Genomic DNA, 14,844 nt, shown 5'->3' with positions numbered 1-14,844 from the left:
GGGCGACCTGACCCGCTCGATCACGGTCGACGCCTCCGGAGAGGTCGCCGAACTCAAGGACAACATCAACTCCATGGTCGGCTCGCTGCGCGAGACCACCCGCGCCAACCAGGAGCAGGACTGGCTCAAGTCCAACCTCGCCCAGATCTCCGGCCTGATGCAGGGCCACCGCGACCTCGCCGTCGTCGCCGAACTCGTCATGGACGAACTCACCCCCCTCGTCGGCGCCAGCTACGGCGCCTTCTACCTCGGCGAGGAGATCGACGGCCAGGCGGGGCTCACGCTGATCGGCTCCTTCGGACGGCCGTTGGAAAGCCCCGCCGCCACGCGGGTGCGGCACGGAGAGACGCTGGTGGGGCAGGCGGCGCGCAGCCGCCGCATCCTGACCACCGACAATGTGCCGGCCGGCTATCTGATCTCCTCCGGACTCGGGCAAGCCGCGCCGGCCCACCTGATCGTCCTGCCCATCGTCGTCGAGGATCAGGTCCTGGGCGTCATCGAGCTCGCCTCCTTCGCCCCGTTCACGCCTGTGCACCGCGACTTCCTGGGCCGGCTGATGGAGACCATCGGCGTCAACGTCAACACCATCGTCGCCAACGCCCGCACCGACGAGCTCCTCGGCGAGTCCCAGCGGCTCACGGCAGAGCTCCAGGCCCGCTCGGAGGAACTCCAGGTCCAGCAGGAGGAACTTCAGCGCTCCAACGCCGAACTGGAGGAGAAGGCCGCCCTCCTCGCCAGCCAGAACAGCGACATCGAGGCCAAGAACCTGGAGATCGAACAGGCCCGGCAGGAACTGGAGGACCGGGCGCAGCAGCTGTCGCTGGCCTCCAAGTACAAGTCGGAGTTCCTGGCGAACATGAGCCACGAGCTGCGCACCCCGCTCAACAGCCTCCTCATCCTGGCCCAGCTGCTCGCGCAGAACCCCACCCGCAACCTGTCGCCCAAGCAGGTGGAGTACGCGGGCATCATCCACTCGGCCGGCTCCGACCTGCTCCAGCTGATCAACGACATCCTCGACCTCTCGAAGGTCGAAGCGGGCAAGATGGACGTGAACCTGGAGCGGGTCTCCCTCAAGCAGCTCCTCAACTACCTGGAGGCCTCCTTCCGGCCGCTGACCAGCCAGAAGGGACTCGAGTTCGACATCACGACCGCCCCTGGTGTGCCGGTGGACCTCTTCACCGACGACGCGCGCCTCCAGCAGATCCTGCGCAACCTGCTGTCCAACGCGGTGAAGTTCACCGAACACGGCCGCGTTCACGTCAAGATCGAACCCGCGGCCTCGGCAGAGCTTCCCGACGAGCTGACGCAGGCCGGATCCGTCGTCGCCTTCCGCGTGATCGACAGCGGCATCGGGATCGCCGAGCAGCAGCTGGATGCCATCTTCGCCGCGTTCCAGCAGGCCGACGGCACCACCAGCCGCAAGTACGGCGGCACCGGCCTGGGCCTGTCCATCACCCGGGAGATCGCCCGCCTCCTGGGCGGCGCCGTCACCGCCCGCAGCGAGGTCGGCAAGGGTTCTACCTTCACGCTGTACCTCCCCGTCTCAGGACGCGAACTCCCCGAAGGGGCAACGGCCGCCCTCGAAAGCGCGGAGCCTGCCGGCTCGGAGCTTGAGCAGTCGGACGGCGCTGCACCGGCGGTCCTCGAAGAGCAGCGTCATCCCCGGCGCATTCTGGTCATCGAGCAGCGCAGCAACGGTCTACTCAGTCTGGTCGCCGAAAGCGCGGCCGGGGACCTGACCGCAGGGCGAGCAGTCACCGTGCCGACCGACCGCGCCGAGGTCGTGACGGCCGTCACCGCGGCGGACGCGGCAGCCGTACTGGCACAAGCACCCTTCCACTGCGTGGTTCTCGAACTCGGATCCGACGGGGAAGGACTGCGCTTCCTCCGGGCCCTCGGAGGGGACGCTGCGCTTGCCTCCCTGCCGGTCCTTGCCCACGACAATCGGCGCATGACCAGGGAGCAGCAAGCAGAAGTCACCGAGCGCGCCGCCGCTCTGCCGCTGGAAGTGCTCTCCAGCCTGGATGAGCTCCGTGAGCGCATCGCCCTGCATCTGTCGGCAGACAGCCCGGGTGACGTTCCGACCCTCGTGCACGCCGACAGCCACGTTGCTGTCCCCGAGCACGCCGTCGTCGACGCCAGCCTCGCCGGCCGGTCGGTCCTTGTCGTCGATGACGACCCGCGCAACCTCTACGCCATCAGCGGCATCCTGGAGCTGCACGGGATGCACGTCCTGCACTCCGAGAACGGCCGCAGGGGCATCGAAACCCTCACCGAGACCCCGGGAATCGACCTGATTCTGATGGACGTGATGATGCCCGAACTCGACGGCTACGCGGCGACCGCGGAGATCAGGCGTATGCCCGAGTTCGCCGATCTGCCGATCATCTCGGTCACGGCGAAAGCCATGCCCGGAGACCGCGAGAAGAGCCTGGCCTCCGGCGCGAACGACTACGTCACCAAGCCCGTCGACGCCAACGACCTCATCAACCGCCTCCGTCGGTGGCTGCCGGCCCAGAAGACGTCAGGCACCACCCCAGCCTGATCACCCCTGAGCCACCTACGGAGGAATAGCGACACACGGTGAACACCACTCCTGACGCAAATGCAGCAACCCACTCCCATGCCACTGGCCCCGCGGGGGACAACGCCATGCTCGACACAGGTGCAAAAGCCGTACACGGCGAAGCCATGCCGCAGCGGCGCCCCGGGCCGAGCACTTCCTCAGGCCCGGAGGCCGGTCGGCTCGCCGCGACCGTGGAGCGCCTGCGCGAGGAGGCCCTGGAAGCCCAGTCCGCAGCCGACGGCCGTGCTCTGGTCGAGCTCGCCAAGGGCATTCTCGTCGGGCGCCTCGGCTGCGGGCCCGTCGAGGCGTCGAGGCAGCTCGCCAAGCTCGCCGAACAGTCCGGCACGACCCTGCTCGCACTCGCCGTCGACGTCATCAACCAAGCGGCTCGTGATCGCGTCAGCGAGGTCGCGCAGGAGTTCCTCGCGACAGCCGAGGCCGAACCGCCTTTTGAGGCGGCACCGGCCGTCCGACTGCGGGCAGCGGAAAGCCGCGTCCTGGCGGCGGGTGACAGCCCGGCCGTCGCCGCGGCGCTCCTCGAAAACGCCCTCGCCCCTCTCGGTGCTCACGGCGTCGCGATCTGGGTCGCGGGAGCCGACTCCTCGCTCACCCTGGCAGGCCAGGCGGGCTTCACGCCGCAGGACGCCGACCGCTGGCGCTATGTCCCACCCGAAGTCGCCACCTGCGCCCGGCTCGCCCTCACCCACCGCGAGCTCTCCGTCGTCACCAGCCTCTCCCAGGCCAGTCTCCCCACCATCGGGCGGCGACAACACCCCGACGGCGGCCGCGTCGTCATCCCCGCAGGTACCGGCGGCCGCATCCACGGCGTCCTGGAAATCGGCTGGCCCCAGCCCCTGCCCCCGCAGCCCGTACAGATCATCCGCCAGCTCGAAGCGCTGGCCGAACTGTGCGCCCACACCCTTGAAGAACAGTCCCCGCACAGCACCTCGGTCGCTTCCGCCGCCGCGCACCACCCGGCCGCCCTGGCGGAGCTCACCGACCTCGCCGGCCATCTCGACGACACGGTCCTCGTCCTCGCACCCGTCCTCGACGCCGACGCCCGCCTCATCGACTTCCACATCCACCACGTCAACAACAGTTTCATCGACCCGGCCGGCCGACCCCGCTCCATGGTCACCGGCCGCCACTTCCTCGAGATCTACCCAGCGACAGCCGAGGACGGGGGCCTCTTCGACAAACTGGAGAGGACCTACGCCACCGGCGAAGCCTGCCAGGTACTGCGTACCGCACTGACCACCTTCGTGGGAGAGGTCCCCCTCACCACCGTCGCCGACGTGCGCATCAGCCGCCACGGATCGGCCCTCTTCCTCATCTGGAAGATCGAGGACGAGAAGGCGCGGCTCGCCAACCTCCTCCAGCACGCACAGCGCCTCGGCCGAGTCGGCGGCTTCGAACAGAACATCCACACCGGAGAGATCAGCTGGAACGAGCAGCTGTTCGCCCTGTTCGGGCTGCCGATGACCGCCGCCCCCGTGCCCCTCGAGGATCTCGCCGCCCACGCCCACGCCCATGACGTCAACTCCATCGGGCGGTTCCTGCGCACACTCCTGCACAGCCAGCGCGAATCATCCGTGGAGTTCCGCCTCCAGCGGCCCGACGGCATCACGCGTCACATCCGCATGGTGGCCGAGCCCGTCATGGACGACCAGGGCCGCCTCTACTCGGTGCGCGGTGCCTGCCAGGACGTCTCGTCCCAGCACTGGACCGAGGTCGCGCTCGCCGCCACCCGGGACCAGCTCGCCGACACCGAAGCAGAATCCGCCGACCGCAGCCGCCTCGCCCTCCAACTGCAACACGCCATCATGCCCCCCGCGCCAGCACCCCTTGAGGTACCCGGCATTCGGATCGCGGTGCGCTACCGGCCGGCCGAATCCGAATCCCTCGTCGGCGGTGACTGGTACGACTCCGTGGTCCTGCCCAACGGAAAGGTCCTCCTCAGCGTGGGCGATGTCGCCGGACACGGCATCCAGGCCGCCACCGGCATGGTCGTGCTGCGCAATGCCCTCCGCGGCCTCGCCGTCACCGGCGCCGGCCCGGCACAGCTGCTCGCCTGGCTCAACCGGGTCGCCTTCCACCTCACCAGCCACCTCACCGCCACCGCCGTCTGCGCCCTCTTCGACCCCAAGACCCGCACCCTGCAGTGGGCCCGCGCCGGCCATCTGCCACCCGTCCTGGTCAGGGGCGCCCAGGCCCAGTCGTTCCCCCTCACCGCCGGATTGCTGCTCGGAGCACTGCCCGACGCAACGTTCGCGGAGGAGGAGGCGCAGCTCGAAGCCGATGACATCCTCCTCATGTACACAGACGGGCTCGTGGAACGGAGAGACATCGCCGTCACCGACTCCCTCGCTCAGCTGCTCACCGTGGCTTCGCGCTCCGCTGACACGCTGGAGAAGCGACTGGACAGCGTGCTGACGTACAGCGCATCCGATACCGACGACGACACCTGCCTCATCGGAATCGAGGTCCGCTGAGAGGACCGCCTTGCCTGGGCAACGAGGGAAAACGGCAAAGACGGCGGCCGTGCGGCCGCCGCTCGCTGCCGCCTGCCCCACCGTACTGCGCCAGACCAGGCCCAGGACCCATGCCTGCACCTCTGGGGCTCAGTCCTGCCCCATGTCGCTGGCGCGGGAGCGGCGGGCCTGGCGCAGTGTGCAACCACTGGGGCCTCTGGGCAGGAAGTGATCCCTGGACGTGGTCGGGTTCCTCTCGGTCCCGGCCGTGCGCGCCCCGCGGTTTTCGCGGTGTACCGGCCTTGGGAGGTCAGCACGTTCGACGCCACGGCAGGCGGAGAGGGTCCAGCCCAGGACGTCGCAGCGGTGTTGGTCCGGCTCCCTCTTGACCATGTGTCGGGCTGCTGCCGTCGGTTCCGTTGCCCGGGGGCGGCGGTCCGAGCGCCGTCGCCGGGGGTCTTCCGGACGGCCCGGTCCCTGACCGGGGAAGGGGCCGGTGTGGGGCGTCCGGATGCCATACGGATCCGGGCGGCAGCCCGTCGTGCGGGCGGGCCTGCCCCGTGACGCCAGGGGGAAGGGCGTCACGGGAGCGGGGCCCGCTTCGGAAGCCCAACCCCCACGGTGGCGCTTCCGACATGTACGCGTCTGACCCGGCTTCCCGTTCTCAAACACCCGTCCTCTCAGCAGTTCTGAGAGGACGGCACTTGCCGCTGCTGTCGGCCCGCGCGGGAAGCGGACCGGCTTCTGCTCTTCAGCGACGACGGCCTTCACCACGTCATCGAAATGCGGGAGCCTGCGCGGCGGGTTGGGGCATGCTTGGGGTGCGCTCACGCGCCTTACTTCCGTTGCGGGGGGCCGGTCGGTGTTACGCATTCATTTCACGACGGAAGACCTTGCCCGCACCCGGGTGGCCGCAACGATCGGTGTCGCAGCGGAGGTCTACTACAGCCTGGAGCTGCTGAGGGAAAACCGGGAGCTTCCGCACTTCCGCACCTGGCGGTCAGCGGTCGCGGGCCGGATGGGAGCTGACACTCGCCCTCTGACATCCCTGGTTCCGCTGCGCGGCCCAGGGCTTGATCTGCTGGCCCTGATGGGAGACGTGCCGTCTCTGGACCACGCCGTGGACAACCTGCTGCACGCCCCGGTGTCCCGGCTGCGACGCGAGCTCAAGGGTCTCGACTTCCACCCCGGGCACATGCCATGGGCCAGACGGGTGTCCGAGGGCGACCGTGACGCGCTGCGTCAGCTCGCCGAGGCCGTGCGCGCCTGCCACCGGCTGACCGTGGAGCCGTACTGGCACCGAGGGCGGTCCGAACTGGTCGCGCTGTCCACCCGTTGCGCGAACCTGGTGCTGGACGGAGGCATCGATCTGCTGCTGCGCTCGATGTGCGCACCACTGGTCCGCTGGTGTCCGCCAGTACTCGAAGCCCCCTACCCGCGCCGAGTCGAGGTGCATCTCCGCGGCACGGGGCTGCTCATCACGCCCACCGTCTTCTCGAAGCTCCCGGTGAGCTTTCTGTGGGACCCCCTCGATACCGCCCAGCCGCCCGCTCTTCGGGGCCCGTGCCTGGTGCTGGCGGCGCGGCCGTCGCCCGGGGCAGGTGAGCCTGCGAACGGCAGTCACCTCCCCCCCTACTGGGCCAGCAGGTCGGGGGAGGAGGACGAGGCCGTGCAGGGCCCGTCCGGTGACACAGGTGACCCCGGACGGGCCCCCGCCCTGGTCGCGAGCTGTTTCCCGCCCCGGCCCCTGCCCCGGCCTGCAGCCGTCTCAATCCCCACCTCAACGCGGCCCTGGCCCGGCAGGGAGCGCGCCGATCGAGGACTTCACCCACTACATTCGCGGCCGCGGGTGGAGCGTCAACGCCTTCACGGCACCCCGGGCACTGGCCTCGCTGCACCCCAACCTCCACGGATGGGTCGCGCAGGTCGTCAGTCGACCGCGACGGTGTTCTGCGCGGCACCGATGCGCCAGGTGCCGTCCTCCTTGACCAGGATGTAGAAGGGGCGCCCCTCGGGCCTGTCGGCGATCCGGGTCCCGTCGTGGTGGACCGGCTGCTGGCGGACGTTCACCGCGGCGACGTCGGGTCGTAGGAACAGCACGCGCTCGACGTCGTAGACGGCGGTGGACTCGGCCATGGCGCCGGGCAGCACTTTGCGGGTGAAGGTCGCGATCTCCTCGAAGCCCGACAGACGCTTGCCGTGGCCGGTGGTCCACACCGGGTCCTCCGGGCGGAAGACACTCAGGAACCGGTCGACCAGCTCGTCCTGCTGAGCCTGCTCGACCTCCGCCACCAGACTGCGGATCGAGGCCACCTCGGCGTCGGTCTCCGGGCCCTCGGGGGCGCCGAACACCTCGACCGGCCGGTACGAACCAAATGCCAGTTCGGCCACAACGCCCGGTCGGCCCGGCTGCCAGCCGAGGGCGCCACGGGCGGCGGCGCCGCTGACGCTCTGGTCGAGGGCGAGCGCCTCCGCGAAGAGCGGGCCGAAGACCTCGGCGGCCTGCTCCACCGGCACCGCGTGCGGGGCAGCGAGCACTCCGGCTGCGCGGCCGGCGGCCCGGGCGATGTCACGGACCGGAACGGCCGAGTCCCCGACGCCGTGCCAGATGGTGCCGGCCTCGGCGCGTTCGACGGCGGCCACGAACAGCTCGGCCAGGTCGTCCACGTGAACGGTCGGCCAGCGCACGCCCTCCTCGCCGTAGTACTCGGGCACCCCCTGCCGGCGCGCCCGGTCGACCAGGACGGCGGGGATGCCGCCGCCGCGGCCGTACACGATGCCGGGCCGGACCACGACCGCGCGCACGCCCTCGGCGACCTCGGCCAGCACCCGCTCCTCGATCCGCGGCCGGTAGCCGACGATGCCGATCGGGTGGGTCGGGGCCTCCTCGGCAACCTCCTGCGCCTCACCAGTGGCGCCGAGCACCCAAACGCCGCTGGTGTAGACGAAGGGACGGCCGGTGCCGCGCAGCGGAGTGACGAGCGCCTCGACGACAGCGGTGTCGATGTCGGCATCGCCGCTCGGGGGAGCCAGGTGAACCACGGCCTCGATCTCCGGTGTCACCGCACCGGCCAGCGAGACCGGGTCGGCGGTGTCACCGACGAGCTGGGCGTGCCAGGCCCGGCCGTGCTGCGGATCGGTGCGACGGGTGAGCGCGAACACCTGGTGTCCGGCGGCAACGAGGTGGTCGGTGACGGCGGAACCGATGTAGCCAGTGGCGCCGGTGAGCAGAACCTTCACGACTTCCCCCTACGTCAAAAATTTCGATGTCGAAACTATAGGGAGACGGAGTCGCGACTGTCAAACATTTCCATGTCGAAATGTTAGGCTGTCGCCATGACGGAACAGCAGCCGCAACACGACGGTGTCGACCGCATCACCGCACAGTGGCGCGCGGTCCGCCCCGACCTGGACACCTCACCCATGGCCCTGATCGGCCGCCTTTCCCGCGCCTCACGCCTGCTCGAGCGCGGGATCAAGCAGAACCTGGCAGTCCACGGCGTCGAACCCTGGGAGTTCGACGTCCTGGCCACCCTGCTGCGTTCCGGACCCCCGCACGTCCTCACCGCCGGCGAGCTCAGCTCGGCCGCGATGGTCAGCTCCGCGGCACTCACCAACCGCATCGACCACCTCGTCGAAAAGGGCCTGGTCGAACGGGCCGTCGACCCCGCCCACCGCCGCCGCGTGCTGATCTCCCTGACCGACACCGGCCAGGAGCTGACCAACCGCCTCGTCGAACACCACCTCATCGGCGAGGAGCGCCAGATCGCCGGGCTCGCCGCCGCCGAACGCGACCAACTCACCAACCTGCTGCGCCGCTTCCTGCTCACCCTCGGCGACCACACCGAAGATCCCTCTCCCCGATAACCACCCGGCCGCACCCGGGCCGGGCAGGGTCTCGACCTGCCTGTGCTCCTCGGCGCGGGCCGGCGGCACCGGAGATCCGCACCTGCAGCCCGAACCGGCGGACAAGCGCTGCCCCTGAACGAAGCCGAACGTGCCAATCTCCGTCTTGCGGGGATGCGGTCGCACACCCTGTCGTCCGGGCCGATCACGCGGCGTAGGGGCAGACTGGCGGGTCGCCGGAGAGGCCAGCTGCTCGCTCCATGGCACCGCCCGCCCTGAGCGGCGCCCGAATGATGCTCGCCGGCCCTCGGCGACCATCCGCTCTGCGAGCGGCCCGGCCCGTCCCCCACCGAGAAACCGGCCCGGGTCTCTGCCGCGTCCCGCGTCAGCCGGTTCGCACCGCCGTGACCGTGAAGCGCTCGACATCGGAGATGTGCCCGCCGGTGTACGCGACGATGGTCAGCACCGGGTCACGGGTGCCGGTGAACGATACGGTCGCATTCCAGGGTTGCGCGCTTCCGCCGGCCGGAATGCAGCAGGAGGTGCCGATCGGGGCCGTGGCGGAGGGCTGGCGCACGTCCACGCGGATGCTCTCGTCCACACCGCTGATCCGGCCGCCGGTCCGCACCGGGGAGCGCACGACCGATCCGTAGGCGGGCGTGGTCAGCGAGAACGTCGTGTCGTCGGTGCCCACGACCTCCCACGGGGCGTCCGGGCCGGCGCCGTACCGTACGAGGTGGATGACCGCGACCGTGCTCCTGTAGCCCTCGGCGCCCGGGGGCAGGCTCAGGCCCACGCCGATCCGGGCATCGCGGCCGGTGACGGTGCGCGAGGTTACTCGGCCTACATTCTTGAAGCCGAGGTAGCCCTGGGTGAAGGAGAGAGCGGTCTGCTCCGGGTCGAGATGCCAGGGCTGATGACCCCCGGAGCGGAATTCCCGTTGCCACGCCTCGGCTGCGGCGAGCGTGGGGAACGGCCACACGGGCTGGAGGAGCGCCGAGCCGAGGGGCGGCGTGCCGCCGTCGGGTCCGGGGGTAGTCGGTGCGGGCGTACCAGGAGTGGTACCGGACGTGCTGGGTGAGGTCGGAGCCAGGGAGAGCGCCGAGGACGTGCCCGGCACGACGGACGGGGATTCCTGCGGGGGCGATTGCCCGCCGGAGCCGCCGCAGGCGGTCAGCGCACCCAACGCGGCTGTCACGAAGAAGTGGGTGAGTCGGTTGAGCGGGAGCCGGATGTTCATGTTGACCCCAGGGAATCGGTACCGAGCGTCGGCACCGTCTGGGCTCATGGTGCCACCGGTGGAGGTCGGCGGCGAGAGGCCAGGAACCGAAAGTTCCGGCGCCGCCGAGGCGCGGGACAGGTCCCGTCCACGCGCGGCATCGTGGACATGCGCCTGCTGTTCGGCTGGGTACCGGTCGACGACCGCGGTGCAGACCCAGACCCAGACCCAGACGCGGAAGCGTTCGCGGCGGCCGCGCTGGACGAGGACGAGATGGCGGCGGTGGCAGTAGCCGTCCTTCGGCATGATCAGGTCGTCGCCGTCGCACTGCCCCGGTCGCAGCCCCCTGCCCGGCTGGGGGTCCCTTCGCCGCCGGGGACACCTTATGAAGCTTGGGGTCGCTGCAAGAGGCCGGATGACCCCGTTGCGGGGCCTCGAAGAAGGAAATGGGCGGAGCCGTCCGGCGGGCTTCAATTTCCGTCCGTCAGACTGCGGTCGAGGACGCCGATGAGCCGGGCTCCCGCACGGTCTGTCCCGCGGCGCCCCCGCTTGGCGCCCGCCGAGGCCCTTTCGAGTCGCAGTCGCGCTGTACGTCCGCGCAGTGTCAGCGTCATCAACTGGTTGCCGAACCACGGTCCGCCCGAGCGCTCCCACCGGATCTCCGGTCTTGCGACCCGTCCGTGGCGGGCGAGGAGATGCCCGATCCCCTTGGCGAACCGGCTCCAGCCGAAACGGAATCCGACCCGTATGGCTGCGGGCACCGAGTTGTGCAGCGGTGAACACGTGAACTGGAAGACGCGGGAGCGCGGCTGCGGTTCGGAGGTCCAGACGGGCTCCGCCACATAGGCGTGGTGCACGTCTCCGGAGAGCACGCACACCGTCGCCGGGGCTGCCTCGTCCCTCCCCACCTCGGCCACCGTGTCCGTCAGCTTTTCGAACGACGACGTGAACGCCGCCCAGTGCTCCAGGTCCGCCCCCCGGCGCAGCCGCTCACCGAAGCGCGCCCAGCGCGGCCCGCGTTCGCCCCGGCAGAGCGCCGCGTGCCAGCCCTCCGCGAAGTGGACCATCGGGGGCAGCAGCCACGGGAGCGAGGTCCCGATCAGCAGGTGGTCGACGCCGCCGAGGTCGTCGAACGCCTGCGTCCGCAGCCAGGCCGCCTCTTCGGGGTCCAGCATCGCCCGGTGTTGCTCCTCCAGCACCCGCGCGGCCCGGGTGTCGACCATCAGCAGCCGGGTGCGGCCGAAGTCCCTGCGGTAGCTCCAGCGCACCGTCGCCGGGTCGGCGTCGGCGCGTTCGGCGAAGGCGCGCAGCACCTCCGTGCCGTCATCGGCCGCCAGCACCGCCGCGTACAGCTCGTCCTCGGCGAGCTCGGCGGGGGAGAGGTTGCCGATGTGCTGGTAGACCCAGTACGACATCAGACCGCTGGTGATGCGCTCGTGCCACCAGGGCGTTGCCCGCATGTCGGCTGCCCAGGCGGCGCTGGTGTTCCAGTCGTCGATGACGTCGTGGTCGTCGAAGATCATGCAGCTGGGTACGGTCGAGAGCAGCCAGCGTAGTTCGGGGTCGCTCCAGGACTCGTCGTAGAGGTGGGTGTACTCCTCGTAGTCGGCGACCTGGTCCGGCGGGGCGGCGGAGCCGGTGCCGGCGGCGCGCCGATGCTGAGCGATCCAGGCGCGGGTGTCGGCGGACGTCTCGTCCGCGTACACCTGGTCACCGAGGAGGAGGAGAACGTCCGGACGCTGGGCTTCCGGGTCGGCGGCGAGCCGGGCGGAGAGGGTGTCGAGGACATCGGGGCCCACCGGATCGTGCTCGCCCACGGCAGGCGCCGCCCACCGGCACGAGCCGAAGGCGACCACCGCGCCCGTCGCCGGGACCGGTGGCGTGTGGATGGTGCTGGGCGGCTGGGGCGAGTCCGCGAGGGGCCACACACGCTCGCCGTCGAGCAACACCTCGTACGTTGTGGCGGACCCGGGCGTGAGCCCGGTCACGACGACCAGGGCGTAGTGGTGGCCGACGACGCAGAACGTGGGAGCCGAACCGCCGCCGCCGCCCGGGCACCGGACCTCCGCCGTGCACGCCCGGTCGGTCTCGACCCACACGGTCGCGCTCGTTCCCGACTCCCAGTCCACGTGTCGCAGGAGCGGGCCCAGCCTCAGACCGGCCATAGCGAGTCCCCTTCCGGTGCTCCGCATGGTACGGAACGGCCGCTCCGTACAGTACTGAACGGCGGCGGAATCGACGCCGTTGTGCTGCCCGGCCGTCCCCCATTGGACCGGGCGGACACGTGAGCAGCGGGTCATCAGACACGGCCCGCGAAAAATCGCATCAGTGATCACTCATCGGGCAGACACATCCGGTCAGCTGACCAACCCATCAAAGACACAAGCGCCGGCAGGAGGCCCCAGCCGGCTGCTCCCGCGGGCAGTCGGGCCCAGGTCAGATCGTGACCGGGCCGTTGGCAGTGGCGAACTCGACCGAGACCAGGCCGGGTTCCTCATCCTCGACCCAGGTGACGTCGATCTGGTCGAGGGGGTGGTCGGCCGGTTCGCCGAGGAATTCGGCGATGGAGGCGGCGTCGCCGGCGATGGAGACCCCGTGGATGGTGGTGGACGTGCGCGGGTCGGCGCTCGGACGCTCCTCGACGGGCACCAACCACTGGAGGAAATAGGGCAGCTGCGGGTCCTCCAGCAGTTCCAGCAGGCCGATCTGCTTCCACCTCAGGTCGAACCCGTCGGGGCGGACACGGTGGCCCTCGGCCGAGGTGCGGCCGAGGCGGGCCTCGACCGGGGCGATGTCGTCGACGGAGACCACCCAACCGAGCCAGCCGCCGCCCTCGGCGGCGCGGCGCGCGACCGCCTGGCCGAAGGGTGCGCGGTCGGCGGCGGGGTGGTCGAGTGTGGTGACGACCTCGACGTAGGTGCCGCCGCTCAACGGGAGAATGAAATTGCGGGTGCCGAACCGCGGGTGCACGCCCCCGTCGACGAAGCCGGCGCCGAGGGCCGATCCGATCCACTGGACGGTCGAGACGAAGCTGTCGCGGGCCACCGCATAGGACACGTGATCAAGTCGCACCGCGCCATCATCACCCGACAACCCGCACAAATCTCGACGCCACGCCACGCCACGCCCGCCGCCCGCCTCGGCTCGGCCCGCGGTCAGGTCGCCGGCCAGGGCACCTTCGGAGTCCAGGGCGGTCCTTGCCCAGCCCGCCGGGCCGGCGGACGTTGGTGAGCCACTGTCCGACGGTCTGGTCGAGCGCGGTGGCGTGCCGCGGTGCGGCGAGGGTTCAGTGCAGCTCGTAGTGGGTCCGCGCCGCCGCCGGGTTGATCTTGAGGCGGGCGTCGGCGGTGTCCCACACGATCCCGAGCTCCTCCAGCTCGGTCGCCCGTTTCCCCTTCATGGTTCCGGCGGGGTAGGCGCGCCGCCGATCGGACAGCCACCACCCCGGCGTGTGAATGGGTGCGGCGGTGGCACCAGGTGGGCGTCAGCCAGAACGGAACGGATGTCCCTGCTCCTGCTGTGCAGCGGTGGTGGTCATGGCTGTCCCGGGTTCACTGAGCTGCTGCCGGCCGGCGCAATCGCCAAGGTGGCCGGCTGTCATGGGCGTGCCTGTTCGGTTTCTTGCTTTTGCGGCCGGGCCGTCCGTGGCCGTACGGCTGCGCCGACGCGGCCGTCCGTAGCCCGCTCGCCGAGCGCGGCCGCGCGTGCCCCTGGATGGTGCCGCCCACTGACCGGGCATCGGCTGGAGTGCCCACGGGAATTGGCTGGCAGGTGCATGACGTGTTAATGGGGTGCGGGGCTACCTTCTTAGGGCTCCGGAGGGGCGGCTGTCCGAACCCGCGGACCACAGGCGGGCGGTGGCGGCGTCTCCAGTGCCCCGGCTCCGCCGAGGAGCCGGGTCCCCCCACGCATGAAGGAAGACGACCATGTCTCTGGGCACCTGGTTAAGAGTCGGCACCTCCGCCGCCGCGCTGGTCCTCGCGGCGGCGACCGCCGCGACCGCAGCACCCGCACCCATACCGGATGCCACCGCAGCGGTGGTGACACTCCGTTACGACGACAGCCGGGCCGGTGGCTGGGAAGCGGCCATCGCGGCCGGGGTCGCTTCCTGGAACGCGAACGTCAGTAACGTACGGCTGGTGGAGGCCGCGCCCGGGGCCCGGGCCGAGATCGTCATCGTGGCCACCACCGGCTGGCCGCAAGCCACCCTCGGCCCGGTCCGTCCGGGGCGGCAGGTCCGAGTCGAACTCGGCGCGCAGGCCGTGAGCCAGGGTTACGACAAGACGCGCATCGCTGCGCACGAACTGGGCCACAGCCTCGGCCTCCCGGACACCAAGCCGGGGCCGTGCTCCCAGCTGATGTCCGGGTCCAGCGCCGGGACCGCCTGCACCAACGCCGTGCCCAACGCGACGGAGCGGTCCCGCGTGCAGAACGCGTACGCGAACGGGCTCGCTGCAACCGTGCCGACCGACGGCCGGATACTCATCGACGCCCCCTGATCGGAGAGTCGGCGGGTGGGCCGGTGCGGGGCCCTGGCTGGGACGGGATTCCCGGAGGGCGGCCGTGCCGGCCCACTGCCGCGCCGCCATCGGGAAGCAGCTTCGGCTGCGGGTAGCGGGCGTTGATCGAGTCCTGCCAGAGGTTCCCCTCGACTCTCGATGGGGCTCTGTACGGCCAGCGCGCGATCCTCGGCTGACGTGGGTCCAGCAGACGGACAGACGGTACCCAACTACCGTGCACAG

At 70.6% G+C, this 14,844-nt stretch carries 8 protein-coding genes; 4 read left to right on the top strand and 4 right to left on the bottom strand.

All coding sequences use genetic code 11. From position 1 onward, the window contains the following. Together ACZ3X1_RS32785 and ACZ3X1_RS32780 are read left to right on the top strand one after the other, a co-directional pair. Nucleotides 1-2,545, top strand: a 2,545-nt coding sequence (locus ACZ3X1_RS32785) for an ATP-binding protein (RefSeq protein WP_467282582.1), incomplete at its 5' end; no start/stop codon positions are given. Between the two features lie 107 nt (nt 2,546-2,652). Beyond that, a complete protein-coding gene (locus ACZ3X1_RS32780) occupies nt 2,653-5,058 on the top strand; it encodes a PP2C family protein-serine/threonine phosphatase (RefSeq protein WP_467282580.1) in 2,406 nt (801 codons plus the stop codon). A 1,908-nt stretch (nt 5,059-6,966) separates the two neighbouring features. On the opposite strand, the gene ACZ3X1_RS32775 is transcribed toward ACZ3X1_RS32780, so the two are convergent. Further along, on the bottom strand, nt 6,967-8,277 hold the full coding sequence (locus ACZ3X1_RS32775; RefSeq protein WP_467282578.1) for an SgcJ/EcaC family oxidoreductase: 1,311 nt from the start codon (nt 8,275-8,277) through the stop codon (nt 6,967-6,969). A gap of 96 nt (nt 8,278-8,373) precedes the next feature. Between ACZ3X1_RS32775 and ACZ3X1_RS32770 the strand changes: the two genes are divergently transcribed. Continuing rightward, nucleotides 8,374-8,904, top strand: coding sequence for a MarR family winged helix-turn-helix transcriptional regulator (locus tag ACZ3X1_RS32770; RefSeq protein ID WP_467282576.1), 531 nt, complete (start codon nt 8,374-8,376; stop codon nt 8,902-8,904). Nucleotides 8,905-9,268: 364 nt separating this feature from the next. On the opposite strand, the gene ACZ3X1_RS32765 is transcribed toward ACZ3X1_RS32770, so the two are convergent. From ACZ3X1_RS32765 to ACZ3X1_RS32755, 3 genes are all read right to left on the bottom strand, one after another. Next, the gene (locus tag ACZ3X1_RS32765; RefSeq protein ID WP_467282573.1) at nt 9,269-10,408 is read right to left on the bottom strand and encodes a hypothetical protein; all 1,140 of its coding nucleotides are present in this window, start codon (nt 10,406-10,408) and stop codon (nt 9,269-9,271) included. A gap of 164 nt (nt 10,409-10,572) precedes the next feature. Further along, a complete protein-coding gene (locus ACZ3X1_RS32760) occupies nt 10,573-12,267 on the bottom strand; it encodes an alkaline phosphatase D family protein (protein WP_467282571.1) in 1,695 nt (564 codons plus the stop codon). 271 nt (nt 12,268-12,538) lie between these two features. Further along, nucleotides 12,539-13,174 (bottom strand): VOC family protein, encoded by a 636-nt coding sequence (locus ACZ3X1_RS32755; protein WP_467282568.1) that lies wholly within the window; start codon nt 13,172-13,174, stop codon nt 12,539-12,541. 854 nt (nt 13,175-14,028) lie between these two features. Here ACZ3X1_RS32755 and ACZ3X1_RS32750 point away from each other — a divergent pair. After that, entirely contained in the window at nt 14,029-14,601 is a 573-nt protein-coding gene (locus ACZ3X1_RS32750) for a snapalysin family zinc-dependent metalloprotease (RefSeq protein ID WP_467282566.1), read from the top strand. Nucleotides 14,602-14,844: the final 243 nt, after the last annotated feature.

This window comes from Streptomyces sp. NPDC023541 (genome assembly GCF_055559995.1).
The sequence above is the reverse complement of the archived record's forward strand: the minus strand, read 5'-3'. Positions and strand labels throughout refer to the sequence as shown.